Source organism: Mameliella sp. LZ-28 (genome assembly GCF_012274245.1).
Taxonomy (GTDB): Bacteria; Pseudomonadota; Alphaproteobacteria; order Rhodobacterales; family Rhodobacteraceae; genus Antarctobacter; species Antarctobacter albus.
Genome location: NZ_JAANYX010000008.1, coordinates 36,663 through 51,513, shown reverse-complemented (window position 1 = coordinate 51,513; position 14,851 = coordinate 36,663). Strand labels below are relative to the sequence as shown.

The window sequence follows — 14,851 nt, the reverse complement described above, 5'->3', positions numbered from 1 at the left end:
AGCCCAGGCGCATGCAACCGTCACTATCTCGTGTGGTTGCGACATGGCGCGTCACAGTGGGATTTTGTCCTTTTTTCCGACCCGCCAGCGCCTTAAGTGAGGTAGCAGAAAGGGAGGCCGATGACCGTATTCTGGATAGTGACCACCGCCCTGGCCCTGCTCTGCGCAGGGGCCCTGGTTCTGGCCCTCTTGCGCGGACGGCGCGCCACGGGCCCGGCAGAGGCCTATGACCTCGAGGTCTACCGCGATCAGCTGAAAGAGATCGAGGCGGACGCGGCACGCGGCAAGATCCCCGCCGAGGAGGCAGAGCGCCTGCGGGTCGAGATCTCGCGCCGGTTGCTGGCGGCGGACGCCAAGCTGCAGGCGCGCGGCGAGCGGGCCGAACAACCCCGTGCGCTGGGATTTGCCCTTGCGGCGGTCATCGCGCTGGTGGTGGTGGGCGGTGCCTTCGGGCTCTACGCCCGGATCGGCGCGGCGGGCTATGGTGACGTGCCGCTCAAGGCGCGGCTGGCCCGTGCCGAGGAGGCGCTGAAAAGCCGTCCCTCGCAGGCCACAATGGAGGCGCGCATTCCGCCCCAGGCCGCGCCGGACGCCACCCCGCAATACCTGGCGCTGGTCGAACGGCTGCGCGAGGCGGTCAAGGCCCGCCCCGACGACATCCAGGGCCACGTCCTGCTGACCCGGTCCGAGGCGGCGCTGGGGAATTTCTCCGCCGCCTACAATGCCCAGGCGCAGGTCATCCGGCTCAAGGGCGACGCGGCCACCGCCAAGGACTTCACCGATCTTGCCGACATGATGATCCTGGCCGCCGGCGGCTATGTCTCGCCCGAGGCGCAAGCGGTGCTGGAACAGGCCCTGTCGCGCGATCCGGACAACGGCGTGGCGCGCTACTACGGCGGCTTGATGATGGCCCAGGTGGGCCGCCCCGACGTCGGGTTCCGCATTTGGAACAAGCTGCTGCGCGAAAGCAGCGCGCAGGACCCCTGGGTGCAGCCGATCAGCGACCAGATCGAGGACCTCGCCTTCATGGCCGGGGTGCAGAACTTCCAGATGCCGCAACTCGCCGGTGCCACGCCGCGCGGGCCCAGCGCCGCCGACATCGACGCCGCCCGCGACATGACGCCGGAAGAGCGGCAGGAAATGATCCGCGGCATGGTCAGCCAGCTCTCCAGCCGCCTCGCAGAGGAAGGCGGCCCGGTCGAGGACTGGGCGCGGCTGATCTCCTCGCTGGGCGTGATCGGCGAGACGGAGCGCGCCGGCGCGATCTACACGGAGGCCCGGACGGTCTTTGCCCAAAGCCCAGAGGCGCTGGAGCTGTTGAAAGGCGCCGCCCAACGCGCCGGGGTTGCCGATTGACCTGCATGCCGGCCCCCTGCGCGCGCTGGCCTTCTTTGGGCCTGCAAATACCTCCGGGGGAGTCGCGCCGCGCGCGACGGGGGCAGCGCCCCCTGCCAAGAGCCGGAGGCCGAAGGCCGCAGGCGAGACGACCTGCGCGCCGCAAGGCGCCCATCCGGATTGCCGCCATCCACGGAGCGCCGCAACGATGATCCACGACAGCATCGACACATTCACCGCCGACCTGCCGCCGATGGTGGCCCTGGCCGGGCTCGACCTCGGGACGCGGACCATCGGGGTGGCCGTCAGCGACAGCTTCCGCTCTGTCGCGACACCGCTGGAAACCATCAAGCGCAAGAAATTCGGCGTCGATGCGGCGGCACTGGTCAAGATCCTCGAGGCCCGCAACATCGGCGGGGTGGTTCTGGGCCTGCCGCGCAACATGGATGGCAGCGAGGGGCCGCGCTGCCAGTCGACGCGCGCCTTCGCCCGCAATTTCACCGCCCTCTGGGAGGGGCCGATCACCTTCTGGGACGAACGCCTGTCGACCGTGGCGGCGGAAAAAGCCCTGCTCGAGGCGGATACGACCCGAAAACGTCGCTCCGAGGTCATCGACCATGTCGCCGCCGCCTATATCCTGCAAGGAGCGCTGGACCGGATGCGGTACCTGAACGCGCAACCGGGCGCGGCGGACGCGCCCGAGTAGGCCGGAGCAATTGGGTATGAAAGACGATATCTGGTCCCGCAACGAGGTCCAAAGCCCCTGCATCAAGGTCTGCGTCATCCATCCGCAGGAACGGCTCTGCACCGGCTGCCTGCGCACCGCGCGGGAAATCTCGATGTGGTCCAGCATGAGCACAGAAGAACGCCGCGAAGTGATGGACGACCTGCCTGACCGTGCCGGGCGGCTGCGCAAACGGCGCGGCGGGCGCGCCGCTCGGATGAAATCCCGGAACTGAATGCCATTGGCCGACCGCTCCGACGAAGATCCGGGGACAGGCCAAAGGGGGCGCCGCCCCCATCTCCCTGCGGTCGATTCCCCCGGAGTATTTTTGCCAAGAAGAAACCCTGGGGCCTGGCGCGGAACTCACCCGGCGAGCCACGCCTCCGCGCCGCCCATGACCTGGGGGCGGAAATAGGCCACCATGCGGCCTTCCGGTGGCGCCTGGGCGCCCTCGGCCCAGGGCGCGATCCCGTGCAGGGTCAGCCGATGCAGCAAAAGCGCCTCGCCCGGCGCGGCGGGCAGTACCACCCTCCGGCAGGTTTCGAAACAGGTGCGGCGCGCGGCCTGGTAGGCCTCGGTCACGTCCACATCGGCCCAGGTCTCGGGCGGCTTCCCTTCCAGCGCGGCGCGCAGGGCGTCGCGCATGACGTGGTGGCTGCCCTCCCAGGCGACCAGAGGGCTGGCGCCGGGATCGGCCTCTGTCAGCGGCAGGCCGAGGATCCAGGCATGGGGTTCGCGGATATGGCGGCGGCGCGCCGCGCCTTCGGCCAGCACCCCGTCCACATGGGCCGCGTCGCGGTTCAGGCGGTAGCGAAACCCGGCCTCGCTTTCGCCCGCGCGGGGGCGCGGGTAGCCGGGAAAGGTGATCGAGAGCTGCGCCGGGTGCAGCGCGGGCAGCGGCGCCAGCGCGGCGGGCGCGGCGCCCGCCAGGGGCACGCCGCCGATGCTGCCGTCGGGTGCCGTGGGCAGGGCATCGACGCCCACGAACCAGGTGCCTTCGCATTGCAGCCATTGCGCCCGCATCGCCGGATCGGCCAGCACGGCGCGGCCCGCCTCATGCGCCGCCGCGGCCCATTTCAGCGTCGCGGGGTCGGCGGCGAAGCGGGTCCAGCCCTGCGTCTCCAGGTCGTTCAGCCCCACAGCGCCTCGCGCATCATGTTGGCCGCGACGATCAGGATGAAGACCGCAAAGATCCGCCGCAGCACCATCGCGTCCAACGCATGGGCCAGTTTTGCCCCCAGGGGCGCCGTCAGCACCGTCATGCAGATGGTGATCAGGAAGGCCGGGCCATTGACCGCGCCCAGGGTCCAGGGCGGTGCGCCATCGACCTGCACGAAGAGGAACCCCAGCACCGAGGGCACCGCGATCAGCAGGCCAAAGCCCGCCGCCGTCGCCACCGCCCGGTGCATCGGCACGCTGTAGAGCGTCATCAGCGGCACGCCGAAACTGCCACCGCCGATCCCCATCAGCACCGAGAGGAACCCGAGCACCGGTGACAGGATGGACCGCGTCACCGTTCCCGGCATCTGCGGCGCGATACGCCAGTCCTTGCGCCCGAAAGCCAGGTAGATCCCCACGATCGTCGCCAGCACGGCAAAGATCACCGCCAGCGCGTCCGAGCGCAGCCCGGCGGCGATCAGCACGCCCACCACCGCGCCCAGCGCGATCCCCGGCGCCCAGGATTTCAGGATGTCCCAGTCCACCGCGCCGCGTTTGTTGTGCGCCATGACCGAGCGGGTCGAGGTCACAATGATCGAGGCCAGCGAGGTCGCCAGGCAGATCTGCATCAGCTGCGGCCCGTCAAACCCCGTTGCCGAGAAGACGTAGAAATAGGCCGGGACCAGGATGATCCCGCCCCCCACGCCGAAAAGCCCTGCCAGGATACCGGCGAAACCCGCCGCCACCACCAGGATGCCCACGAGGGGCAGAAGTACCGAAAGATCCATGTTGTTCAGGCCGCCTTTGCTGGTCCGATATGTGAAAGCGCCTCTTCGACAAGCTCCGGCCCCGCGCCCTCGCGCGTGGCCCCCGTCGAGAGTACCTGCCGCCAGCGCCGTGCGCCCGGACGACCGGAAAAGAGGCCAAGCATGTGCCGCGTGACCTGGTGCAGCTTGCCGCCTGCCGCCAGATGCGCCTTGATGTAGGGCAGCATGGCGCGGGCCACGCCCTCGGCGGTCTGCCCGCCGCCCTGCCCCCAGATCCGCGCATCCGCCTCGCCGAGGATGTCCCAGGGCTGGTGATAGGCGGCGCGGCCCACCATGACGCCGTCCAGGCCCTGTTCAAGGAAGGCCGCCGCCTGGTCGAGATCGGTGATGCCGCCGTTGACCGACAGATGCAGGTGCGGGAACAGGCCCCGCATCCGTTGCACCAGGTCATAGTCCAGCGGGGGAATGTCACGGTTTTCCTTGGGGCTCAGCCCCTGCAGCCAGGCCTTGCGCGCGTGAATGATGATGCGCGAACAGCCCACGGCGCCCAGCCGGGCGAGGAACTCGGGCAGGACCTCCTCGGGGTCCTGGTCGTCGACGCCGATGCGGCATTTCACCGTCACCTCGACATCCACCGCATCCTGCATGGCACTGACACAGTCGACGACGGTCTGCGGGTGTTTCATCAGCACCGCGCCGAAGGTGCCCGATTGCACCCGGTCGGAGGGGCAGCCGCAGTTCAGGTTGATCTCGTCATAGCCCGCCGCCTGTCCCAGTTTCGCGGCCTGCGCCAGTTCGCGCGGGTCCGACCCGCCCAGCTGCAGCGCCACGGGATGTTCCGAAGGATCGAAGTCCAGCAGGTGCAGCGCCCCACCGCGCACCAGCGCGGGGGCCGTCACCATCTCTGTGTAAAGCAGCGCACGGCCCGAGATCAGCCGGTGGAAATAGCGGCAATGCCTGTCGGTCCAGTCCATCATCGGCGCCACGGACAGGCGGGCGGCCGAAACTACCTCTGCTCTCATGTCTCCACCTGCTCCTCTGGCCCTGTGCATCCTGGTGCCACGCGCGATGACCGCCATTCCCTAGCAGCTTCCGAAAGTCTTTTCAGCCCCAACCGGACGCGCGAATCCACGGTCCGGACGGGGTACCCTGTCGCGCCCGTCTGGGCCAGATCGGAACGACAGGCCCGCGCGGCCCTGGCATTTTCGCAAGCGAAGTTGATCAGGCGCAAAGTGCGCGGCCCGCGAAAGGCGCATGGGGAAGACATGAAACAGATCGACCGCCTCAGATCCCTCGGCCTCTTCGACGCCCGGGTGCCCCGCTATACCTCTTACCCGACCGCCCCGGTCTTTACCCCGCAGGTCGGCGCCACGGACCAGGCGCAAGCGCTGGCCGCGCTGGACCCGGATGTGCCGGTCTCGGTCTATATCCACATCCCCTTTTGCGAACGCCTGTGCTGGTTCTGCGCCTGCCGCACCCAGGGCACGCAGACGCTGGCCCCGGTCGAAAGCTACATCGGCACACTGAAACAGGAACTGGCCCTGCTGAAGGACACCCTGCCACCGGGCCTGCGCATGGGCCGGATGCACTGGGGCGGCGGCACGCCCACGATCCTGCCGCCGGCGCTGATCCACCGGCTGGCACAGGCGGTCAAGGCGGTCATCCCGCCCACCGAGGATTGCGAATTCTCGGTCGAGATCGACCCGACCATGGTGGACCGGGCCAAGATCGCCGCGCTGGCCGCCGAGGGCATGAACCGCGCCAGCATCGGCATCCAGGATTTCGACCCGGTCGTGCAAGAGGCCATCGGGCGGCTGCAGCCCTTCGACGTGACCCGCGCCTGCGTCGAGGATCTGCGCGCGGCGGGCATCCGCTCACTGAACGCCGACCTCGTCTATGGCCTGCCGCACCAGGACGCGGCGCGGCTAAACGACACCGTGGCCAAGGTGCTGGAACTGGCACCGGACCGCATCGCGCTGTTCGGCTATGCCCATGTCCCCTGGATGTCCAAGCGGCAGAAACTGATCGACGAGGCCACGCTGCCGCATGAGGTGGAACGCTACCAGCTGGCGGAACTGGCCGCGCGCCGCTTTGCCGAGGCCGGGTTCGACAGCATCGGCATCGACCATTTCGCCCGCCCCGACGACGGGCTGGCCCTGGCCGCCCGCACCGGGCACCTCCGCCGCAACTTCCAGGGCTATGTCGACGACCGCTGTGCCACGCTGATCGGGCTTGGCGCCTCTTCGATCTCGCGCCTGCCGACGGGCTTTGTCCAGAACGCCCCGGCGACACCCGCCTATGTCCAGCGGATCGAGGCCGGGGACCTCGCGGGCGCGCGCGGCCATCTCATGACCGGCGACGACCTGCTGCGCGCCCGCGCGATCGAGATGATCATGTGCGATTTCCGGCTGGACCTGGACGCGCTGCGGGCAGAGTTCGGCCCCGAAGCCGACGGCCTGCGGGGGGAAATGACCCGGGCCGCCGAACGCTTCGGCGACCTCGTCACGCTTGGCGACGACACCCTGGCCATCCCCCCCGAGGGCCGCGCCCTGACGCGGATGGTGGCGCGCCTGTTCGACGGCTACACGCCCGACGGCGCGCGTTACAGCCAGGCCTCCTGACACCGGCCCCCGACGGCCCGCGACAGGGCCGCCGGGGGCAGGAAAAACGTCTGACCGCAGGCTTGAACCCCAAGTCAGACTGTCCCATCTAGACGGCAGAGGACGACCTCCAGCGATGGAACAGTCCCGGGACGGCCCGGCAATTTCCAGGAGGTTGCCATGCGCCGCCCGCTTGACCGTCTGCGCCACGCGCTTTGCTTTGAAATCCTTGCTCTTGGCCTGATCGTCCCCCTTGGCATGATCGCCTTTCACATGCCCGCCCATGACACCGGCGCGGTCAGTCTTGTCGGGTCCGCGATCGCGACGCTGTGGAACATTCTCTACAATTCCGGGTTCGACCGGGTGCTGCACCACCGGCGCGGCACCACGGCCAAGACTCTGCGCCTGCGGCTGCTGCACGCGGTGCTGTTCGAGGCCGGGCTGCTGGCGCTGCTCATGCCCTTCCTGGCCTGGTATCTGGACATCTCGCTTTGGCAGGCGCTGGTGATGGACCTGTCCTTTGCCGCCTTCTTCCTGGTCTATGCCTTCGCGTTCAACTGGGCCTACGACCTGCTGTTTCCCCTGCCCGACGGCCAGGAGGCCTGACGCCCGCACCTGCCTTCAGCCGCAGGGCGGGACGTTCGATCAGGTGCCAGGACAGCCAGCCCGCCAGCAGGACCGGGCCGAGACAAAGGAGGAAGAAACTCCAGCCCTCCATCGGCCCGGTGATCGAACGGATCACCTGCTGGACCGGCCAGCCGAACAGGTAGATGCCGTAGGACAGGTCACCCGCGCGCGTCCAGTTTCCAAGATCCGGCGCCCCGCGACTGCCCAGCCAGAGAAGCGGATAGGCCGCGAAGACCGGGAACAGGACACGGGTGGCATCCGACAGGAAGATCCCCGCCAGCGTCACCACCGCCAGCAGAGCGGCGATCCACGCCCGTGGCCTGTGGTGGCGAAAGACGAACCACATCACAGCCCCGGAAAAGAACCCGGGCGCACCGTACTGCAAGGCCCAGCGGTGCAGGTCGTCGGCGAAAGGCGCAAACAGCCGCACCCAGATGGCCAGCACCAGGAAAAACAGGCAGCCCGGCAGCGTCAGCAGCCGCAGCGCATACAGCAGACCGACCAGCAGGTACAGCAGCACCTCGGCCTCGATGGTCCAGTAGACCGGGTTGAGGCTCTCCCCCACCGGGGCGTCGTAATAGGTGAACTCCGGCACTTTCGCCCGGGTGGAATCCGCGGCCAGCGTCCTCAGCAGGTTCCGCCAGGTTCGCTCATCCGCCAGATGCGCGCCGGCCCCGTCAATCAGGAACGGCACCAGGAGAAAGACAAGCAACACGCTGACCGCGTAGGCCGGGTAGACCCGCAGGAAACGCCTGCGCGCATAATCCCACGAGCTGTCACAGGCGAACCGGCTGCGCGTGACCAGGAAACCGCTGAGCACAAAGAACACCTGCACCGCGTAGAAGCCTGCGACCTCGCCGGTCAGCACTTTGAACAGGTCTCCGTCCTCGGTCCCGGTGGCGATCAGGAAACTGTGCGACAGCACCACGGCCACCGCCGCCCACAGGCGCAGCGTGTCGAAATTGCGGTATCGCCCGGTGTCGGACACGACGCCGGACCTCCCCCTGCCAACGGCGGGGGGCGGCATTACTTGGCGCCTCGTTTGGGCCTTGCCGTGGCGCGGCCCGTTGCGATTTCAGGTCTTGAGGTCCTTGCGGGTCGGGCGTGCGGGCGCCCCAGGGGGGCGCGAACAGAAACACTCATCAGAAAATCCGGACACGGAAAATTCCGACGAGCGTGCGCCCGAATATCCGGGCTGGCAAGTTTTTTGACGCAGGGTGTCGTTGCGTCACCCGGATGGCCCGGAAACCGGGCGCCGCCTCAGCCGCGCGGGCCGATCAACGTTTCGATCCGGCCCAGCCCCGCGATTTCGACCACGCAGATGTCCCCGGGCGCCAGCGCGCCCACGCCCGCGGGCGTCCCGGTCATGATCAGGTCGCCGGGGGCCAGTTTCATCGAGTGCGACAGGATCGAGATCACCTCGGGCACGGTCCAGATCATCTCGGCCAGGTCGCCGTCCTGGCGCGTCTCGCCGTTGACGGTCAGCCGGATCGCCCCCTTGTCCGGATGGCCGACCGAGGCCACCGGATGCACCGGGCCGACCACGGCGGAGGCATCGAAATCCTTGGCCCAGTCCCAGGGCCGCCCCTGTTTCTTGGCCTCGGCCTGCAGGTCGCGCCGGGTCAGGTCGTTGCCCACGGCATAGCCCCAGACATGGGACAGCGCGTCCGCCTCGGCGATGTCGCGCCCGCCCGTGCCGATGGCCACCACCAGTTCCGCCTCGTGGTGGAAATCGCCGGTCTCGGGCGGATAGGGCACGGTCGCGCCGCTGTCGACCAATGCGCCCGCGTGCTTGGTGAAGAAGAACGGCGGATCGCGGTCCGGGTCCTTGCCCATCTCGCGCACATGGGCGGCATAGTTGCGCCCGACGCAAAAGATCCGGCGCACCGGGAAACGCGCCGCGCTGCCTGCGACGGCGGCACCGGCCTGCGGTGCGGGCGGGAAAACGTATTCCATGTCAACTGTCCTCGTGTTTGGGAAGGCCGGGCTCAACCATAGGATTCCGGGCCGATCCACTGCTCTGCCGAATAGCGCGACCCATGCGCCCAGCCCAGCGGCAGGCGGCGCTCGATCTCGGCCTTGAGGTCGTCGCCCAGCATCATCGAGGCCCCGCGCACCAGTTCGTGCAGGTGCCCCGGGCTGCGGGTGCCGGGGATCGCGTGCACCGTCCGGCCCTGCGACAACACCCAGGCGATGGCCAGCGTCGCCGTGGCATAACCCGCCTCTGCGGCCAGGTCGCGCAAGCCTTGGCTGGCGGCGATGTTGCGTTCCAGGTTGCCGCCGATGAAGCGCGGATTGACCTTGAGGAACCCCGCCGCCGCCACCCGTTCCGGCGTCGGCGGCGTATCGGACAAGAGCGCCCGCCCCACCGGCGAAAAGGCGACCAGCGCGGCGCCCAGCTCTTCGCAGGCCTGTAACAGGCCCATCTCGGGCAGGCGCGTCTGCAGCGAATACTCCGATTGCACGGCGGCCACCGGATGCACGGCAGCGGCACGGCGCAGGCTGGTGGGAGCAATCTCGGAATAGCCGAAAGAGGCGATCTTGCCCTTGCGGATCAGCGCCGCCAGCGACTCCGTCACCTCCTCGATCTCGATCCGGGGATCGCGGCGGTGGACGTAGAACAGGTCGACCTGCTCCAGCCCCAGCCGTTGCAGGCTCTTGTCCAGCTCCGCCTCAAGATGGGCAGCGGTATTGTCGAAAATGCGCGCGCCCGTGTCCGGGTCGCGGGTGATCCCGGCCTTGGTGGCGATGCGGAACGGGGTGCCGCCCTTGCCCGCGTAGCGTTTCAGGAAGCTGCCGATGATCTCTTCGGATTTGCCCATGCCATAGACGTTCGAGGTGTCGATGTGATCGACCCCGGCGTCCAGCGCCGCATCCAGCACCGCGTGGCTCTCGTCCTCGCTCACCGCGCCGTAAAAGCCCGCAAAGGACATCGCCCCGATGCCCAGCGCCGATACCTCCGGCCCGCCCTGTCCTAGTGCCCGTCTCAGCATGTCCTGCCCCCTCTTGCCGACGGGCGCAGAGTGGCGCCCGCCTCCCGCATTGGCAAGTCCCGGCCTCAGGCCCCCAGCCAGGCCTTGTAGTCGCTGACCAGCAGGTGCAGCGGCGCCTCGTCCTCCTCGATGTCGGAAAAGCGCCCGATCGGTTCACGAAAGATGTTGTCGGTCTCGTCGTCGTTCACGGTGCTGACCTCGCCGATCAGCACGTCGCCGCCCTCGCCCCAGAAGGCGTGCCAGTCGCCGGGCCGCAGGGTCACGCTTTCGCCCGGCGCCAGTTGCAGCTTTTCGCCCGCCACATAGTCGTGCACGATCCCGTCGCACATCACGGTGCCGCCGCGATCCTCGGCGAAATCGCCCTGGTCGTCAGATCCGTACAGCTCCACCACCAGTGTCGCGCCGCCCCGGTTGATGATGTCCTCGGCCTTGATGACATGGGTGTGCATCGGCGAAAGCTGGTCCTGTTTCGAGATCAGCAGCTTTTCCGCGTAGCACATCCCCCGCCCCGAGGTCAGGTCCGACAGCAGCCCGTTGCGCAGGGTGAACAGGAACAGCCCCATCTCGTCATAGCGCCCGGCGCCATAGTCGGTGATGTCCCAACCACAACGAGAGTCGATGACATGCCGCGCCGCGCCCGCCTGCGCCACGAAGGCCTCTGGCGACCATTGCGCAAAGGGCGGCAGGGTGAACCCGTGGCGGCGGATCATCTCGTCCGCCTCCGTCATGATGGCGTTGATGCGTGACCGTTTCATGCCCCAGTCCTCCCGTTAGCGATAGCGGCTTTGTGACAGCTATCCGCCACCGACTCGGTTCCGTCAACCAACTACCCGAACGAGGGACCGCGCATGTCACTTTGACCATTGCCCCGCATTGGCGAACCTGTCACACACAGAACCGTGACCGGTCCCGGAAAGGCGACTTTCCGGGGGAAAGAGGGAATGCCGTGCGGCGCATCCGCGCCAATCCGGCAACTGCCCCCGCAACTGTAAGCGGAGAGCCGGGCCAAGACGCCACTGGAGCAATCCGGGAAGGCAGGCCCAGGCAACGACCCGCGAGTCAGGAGACCTGCCGGACACCCGCGGCCCAGATGGCCACGGCTCCACCGGACGTCGGGGTGAGCGTCTGGCCTGTGTCCTGTTCGGACCCCGGCCGCCTTGTCCCACGTCTCCACCGCATTGCGCCGGGGATGGCGCAGACTGGACAAGGACGATATCAGTGACTTTTTTTACCCTCGGAAAACAGGCCCTTGTTGGCGCGCTCCTGGCGTTGCCCACGGCGGCACCCGCGCATTTCCTGCTGGAATACACCACCGACGCGCTGATCGACCGTCCCGGTGACGTGCCGGTCAAGCTGGTGTTCTGGCACCCCTTCGAAAACGGCCATGTCATGGACCTGGAGCGCCCGCAGGAGTTCTATGTCATTCATCGCGGCGAAAAGACCGACCTGATGGACACGCTGCAGCCGATCACCTTTACCGGCGCCAGCAATTCCGCTGCCGCCTTCCTCGGTTCGGTCCCGGTGAAACGGTCTGGCGACTATGTGCTGGTGACGGTGCCCCAGCCCTATTTCGAGGAATCCGAGGACAAGTACATCCAGCAGTTCACCAAGTCCGTGCTGAACCGCAACACGCTGCCGACCGACTGGATGGCGCCCGTGGGCCTGCCCACAGAGATCCTGCCCCTGAACAAGCCCTACAACATCATCGCCGGGTCCACCTTCACCGGGCAGGTGCTGGCCAATGGTGAACCCGTTGCCGGCGCGGAAATCGAGATCGAGTACATGGCGGCCGAACCGGACATGGACGGATCCTCGGCCACCGCCCCCGTGGCCAGCCCGCCGCCCGGAGGGGCCGTCGTGGCGATCTCGGACGCCAACGGCTATTTCACCTTCGGCATCCCCAAGGCCGGGTACTGGGGCTTTGCCGCCCTTGGCGCCGGTCCGGTGACCGAACATGAGGGCAAGGAGCTGAGCCAGGACGCGGTCCTCTGGATCCGCGCCTGGGAACTGGAGTAACCCAAGATGCACATCGTCGACGGAGCCCTCTCGAACCCGGTCGTCATCGGCGGCGCGGTGGCGGCGGCAGGGGGCATCGCCCTTGGCCTGCGCGCCCTGCCGCTGGACCGTATCCCGGCGGCCGGGGTGCTTTCGGCCAGTTTCTTCGTGACCTCGCTGATCCATGTGCCCGTGGGTCCGTCGTCGGTGCATCTCATCCTCAACGGTCTGGCCGGGTTGATCCTCGGCTGGGCCGCCTTCCCGGCGCTTTTCGTCGGACTGGTGCTGCAGGCGGTCTTTTTCGGCTTTGGCGGGCTGACCGTGCTGGGGGTGAACACCGTCAATATCGCCCTTGCGGCGGTCCTCGTCGGGCTGGTCTTCCGCCCGCTGATCCTGCGCGGCGGTCCTGTCGGGGCGGCGATCTGGGGCGGCATCGGCGGCGCCTGCGCCACCGCCCTGACGACGCTCTTCGTCGCCCTCTCGCTGATGTTCTCGGGCGACGAATTCCTCGCCGTCGCGCACCTTGTCTTTGTCGCCCACCTGCCGATCATGGTCATCGAGGGCCTGTTGACCGGCTTTGCGGTCCTGCTGGCGCGCAAAGTCAAACCGGACCTTTTCCTGTCGATGAAGGAGGCCGAGGCATGATCCGGCTGGCGCTTGTCCTCTGCCTGCTGGCCCTGCCCGTCCCGGCACTGGCTCACAAGGTGATCGCCGCCGTCTTCCCCTCCGGCAGCGCCATCGAGGGCGAAATCGGCTTTTCCAACGGCGACATGGCCACCGACCAGCCGGTCGAGGTCTATGGCCCCGACGGCACGCTGCTGGGCGAGACCGTGACCGACGCCGACGGGTTTTTCATCTACACGCCGACCGAACCCGTCGCCCATACCTTCCGCTCGGACCTCGGCGCCGGGCACCTGGCCAATGTCACCATGCCCGCCGAAGAGGTCGCCCGCATCCTGGGTGTCGCCGCGCCCGAACCCGCAGCGCCCGCCCCCACGACGGCGCCCGCCGCCCCCGGCGTGGCGCTGTCGGATGCCGACCGGGCCGAGATTGCCCGCATCGTCCGCGACGAGATGCGCCCCCTGCGCCGCGAGATCGCCGCCTACCGTGAAAAGAACGACCTGCAGACGATCCTCGGCGGCATGGGCTATATCCTCGGGCTCTTCGGGCTGGGCTTCTACATCGCCGCCCGGCGCCAGCTCAAATCGCAGGCCGGGGCGTGACGCATATCCTGTCGAACACCAGCGCCGCCCTGCCCGGTGACGGCCCCCGCCGCGGCCCCGGCCCCATCGCCGCGCTGGACCCGCGCGTGCGCATCCTGTCCGCCATCGCCTATGGCGTCTTCGTGGTGGCGCTGGACAACCTAGTCGCGCTCACCGCCGCGCTGGCGCTGTCCCTGACCCTGTTGGCGCTGTCGCGCCTGCCCCCGGCAAGGACGCTGAAACGTGTCGCGATGGTCGACGGCTTCATCCTCTTCATGCTGCTGCTCCTGCCCTTCACCGTGCCCGGCGACCCGATCTTTACCCTCTGGGGCTATCCTGCCTCCTGGCAGGGGTTTGCCCGCGCCATCCAGATCGGCCTGACCGCCAATGCCGTGGTCCTCGCCCTCATCACCCTTGTCGGCACGATGGAGCCGGTCACGCTGGGCCACGCGCTCTACCGCCTGAAGACCCCGGAAACCCTGGTGCACCTGATGATGTTCACCATCCGCTACGTCGAAGTGCTGCGCCAGGAATACCTGCGCCTGCGCGCCGCGATGAAGGTGCGCGGCTTTCGCCCCGGCACCAACTGGCACAGCTACCGCAGCTTCGGCTACCTGGTCGGGATGATGATGGTGCGCGCCATCGAGCGTTCCGAACGCCTGCTGGGCGCGATGAAATGCCGTGGATTCTCGGGCCGGATCGTGCTTTTGCAAGAGTTCCGCTGTACCCGTGCCGACGCGCTCTTTGCGCTGGTTCTCCTCGGCGCCTTCGCCCTGCTGCTGACACTGGAATTGACGCTGCGATGATCGAACTGGACGATCTGCACTTTGCCTATCCCGGCCAGCCCCCGGTGCTGAACGGCGCCTCGATGCGCCTTGGCCCCGGCGAGCGGCTGTCCCTGACCGGCCCCAACGGCGCCGGCAAGTCGACGCTTCTGCGGATGATCCTCGGGCTGCAACGGCCCACCTCGGGCACCGTGACCATTTTTGACCGCACCCGCAGCCGTGAAAGGGACTTCCACGAGGTCCGCCGCCGCATCGGGCTGGTGTTCCAGGACCCCGACGATCAGCTCTTCTGTCCCACCGTGGCCGAGGACGTGGCCTTTGGCCCCCTGAACCTGGGCAAGAGCCGGGACGAGGCGCTGGCCGTGGTCGAACAGACCCTCATGGTGCTCGACCTGCTGCACCTGCGCGACCGTGTCACGCATAAACTGTCGGGCGGCGAGAAACGCCTCGTGACCCTCGCCACCGTCCTCGCCATGTCCCCCGAGGTGCTGCTGCTGGACGAGCCGACCAACGCGCTCGACCCGGAAAACCAGGCCCGCCTGACCGAGATCATCGACGCCCTGCCGCTGCCGATCCTGCTGGTGTCACACGACCCGGCGTTTCGGGAGAGGATCGCGCCCTGCGCGCTGGAGTTGCGGGAGGGGCGGCTGGTGCCGGTCTAGGCA

General features: G+C 68.1%; 17 protein-coding genes and 1 riboswitch. Of the genes, 10 read left to right on the top strand and 7 right to left on the bottom strand.

All coding sequences use genetic code 11. The annotated features are described in order from the left end of the window. The first annotated feature begins 120 nt into the window (after positions 1–120). The 3 genes from ccmI to G9Q80_RS05365 all read left to right on the top strand — a co-directional run bounded on the left by ccmI (position 121) and on the right by G9Q80_RS05365 (position 2,294). Positions 121–1,356 carry a c-type cytochrome biogenesis protein CcmI gene (gene ccmI, locus G9Q80_RS05375; protein ID WP_088716707.1) on the top strand — a complete coding sequence of 412 codons (1,236 nt, stop codon included), beginning with the start codon at positions 121–123 and terminating at the stop codon, positions 1,354–1,356. Positions 1,357–1,543: 187 nt separating this feature from the next. Next, positions 1,544–2,041, top strand: coding sequence for a Holliday junction resolvase RuvX (gene ruvX, locus G9Q80_RS05370; protein ID WP_043146463.1), 498 nt, complete (start codon positions 1,544–1,546; stop codon positions 2,039–2,041). A 16-nt stretch (positions 2,042–2,057) separates the two neighbouring features. Next, positions 2,058–2,294, top strand: a complete 237-nt coding sequence (locus G9Q80_RS05365) for a DUF1289 domain-containing protein (protein WP_043146464.1) — start codon at positions 2,058–2,060, stop codon at positions 2,292–2,294. A 128-nt stretch (positions 2,295–2,422) separates the two neighbouring features. Here G9Q80_RS05365 and G9Q80_RS05360 read toward each other — a convergent pair whose 3' ends face one another. Genes G9Q80_RS05360 through dusA form a run of 3 tightly spaced genes read right to left on the bottom strand, consistent with a single transcriptional unit; the run spans position 2,423 to position 5,006 of the window. Beyond that, positions 2,423–3,199 (bottom strand): phytanoyl-CoA dioxygenase family protein, encoded by a 777-nt coding sequence (locus G9Q80_RS05360; protein WP_416045635.1) that lies wholly within the window; start codon positions 3,197–3,199, stop codon positions 2,423–2,425. After that, positions 3,190–4,005 (bottom strand): sulfite exporter TauE/SafE family protein, encoded by an 816-nt coding sequence (locus tag G9Q80_RS05355; protein ID WP_069209577.1) that lies wholly within the window; start codon positions 4,003–4,005, stop codon positions 3,190–3,192. Before G9Q80_RS05355 ends, G9Q80_RS05360 begins: the two co-directional genes overlap by 10 nt. Before the next feature lie 5 nt (positions 4,006–4,010). Further along, a complete protein-coding gene (gene dusA, locus G9Q80_RS05350) occupies positions 4,011–5,006 on the bottom strand; it encodes a tRNA dihydrouridine(20/20a) synthase DusA (RefSeq protein ID WP_232788315.1) in 996 nt (331 codons plus the stop codon). 243 nt (positions 5,007–5,249) lie between these two features. Between dusA and hemN the strand changes: the two genes are divergently transcribed. After that, positions 5,250–6,605, top strand: coding sequence for an oxygen-independent coproporphyrinogen III oxidase (gene hemN, locus G9Q80_RS05345; protein ID WP_088716708.1), 1,356 nt, complete (start codon positions 5,250–5,252; stop codon positions 6,603–6,605). A 159-nt stretch (positions 6,606–6,764) separates the two neighbouring features. Next, the gene (locus G9Q80_RS05340; protein WP_088716709.1) at positions 6,765–7,190 is read left to right on the top strand and encodes a PACE efflux transporter; all 426 of its coding nucleotides are present in this window, start codon (positions 6,765–6,767) and stop codon (positions 7,188–7,190) included. On the opposite strand, the gene G9Q80_RS05335 is transcribed toward G9Q80_RS05340, so the two are convergent. The 4 genes from G9Q80_RS05335 to G9Q80_RS05320 all read right to left on the bottom strand — a co-directional run bounded on the left by G9Q80_RS05335 (position 7,138) and on the right by G9Q80_RS05320 (position 10,959). Beyond that, the gene (locus tag G9Q80_RS05335; protein WP_157903883.1) at positions 7,138–8,199 is read right to left on the bottom strand and encodes an acyltransferase family protein; all 1,062 of its coding nucleotides are present in this window, start codon (positions 8,197–8,199) and stop codon (positions 7,138–7,140) included. The two genes, G9Q80_RS05340 and G9Q80_RS05335, sit on opposite strands and share 53 nt — an antisense overlap. A 272-nt stretch (positions 8,200–8,471) precedes the next feature. Continuing rightward, on the bottom strand, positions 8,472–9,167 hold the full coding sequence (locus G9Q80_RS05330; protein WP_088716711.1) for a fumarylacetoacetate hydrolase family protein: 696 nt from the start codon (positions 9,165–9,167) through the stop codon (positions 8,472–8,474). A gap of 32 nt (positions 9,168–9,199) precedes the next feature. Then, positions 9,200–10,204, bottom strand: coding sequence for an aldo/keto reductase (locus G9Q80_RS05325; protein ID WP_088716712.1), 1,005 nt, complete (start codon positions 10,202–10,204; stop codon positions 9,200–9,202). A 65-nt stretch (positions 10,205–10,269) separates the two neighbouring features. Next, positions 10,270–10,959 carry a D-lyxose/D-mannose family sugar isomerase gene (locus G9Q80_RS05320; RefSeq protein ID WP_088716713.1) on the bottom strand — a complete coding sequence of 230 codons (690 nt, stop codon included), beginning with the start codon at positions 10,957–10,959 and terminating at the stop codon, positions 10,270–10,272. Between the two features lie 132 nt (positions 10,960–11,091). Further along, positions 11,092–11,294, top strand: a riboswitch (cobalamin riboswitch). 128 nt (positions 11,295–11,422) lie between these two features. Between G9Q80_RS05320 and G9Q80_RS05315 the strand changes: the two genes are divergently transcribed. From G9Q80_RS05315 to G9Q80_RS05295, 5 genes are read left to right on the top strand one after another with little or no spacing between them, the layout of a single operon-like run. Further along, positions 11,423–12,220 (top strand): DUF4198 domain-containing protein, encoded by a 798-nt coding sequence (locus tag G9Q80_RS05315; RefSeq protein WP_232788316.1) that lies wholly within the window; start codon positions 11,423–11,425, stop codon positions 12,218–12,220. Between the two features lie 6 nt (positions 12,221–12,226). Beyond that, entirely contained in the window at positions 12,227–12,844 is a 618-nt protein-coding gene (cbiM, locus tag G9Q80_RS05310) for a cobalt transporter CbiM (protein WP_069209570.1), read from the top strand. Then, on the top strand, positions 12,841–13,422 hold the full coding sequence (locus G9Q80_RS05305) for a NikL family nickel/cobalt ECF transporter subunit (protein WP_088716714.1): 582 nt from the start codon (positions 12,841–12,843) through the stop codon (positions 13,420–13,422). Before cbiM ends, G9Q80_RS05305 begins: the two co-directional genes overlap by 4 nt. Next, complete coding sequence (cbiQ, locus tag G9Q80_RS05300; RefSeq protein ID WP_088716715.1) at positions 13,419–14,207, top strand: cobalt ECF transporter T component CbiQ; 789 nt, start codon at positions 13,419–13,421, stop codon at positions 14,205–14,207. Before G9Q80_RS05305 ends, cbiQ begins: the two co-directional genes overlap by 4 nt. Beyond that, entirely contained in the window at positions 14,204–14,848 is a 645-nt protein-coding gene (locus tag G9Q80_RS05295; protein ID WP_088671529.1) for an energy-coupling factor ABC transporter ATP-binding protein, read from the top strand. Before cbiQ ends, G9Q80_RS05295 begins: the two co-directional genes overlap by 4 nt. Positions 14,849–14,851 lie beyond the last annotated feature (3 nt).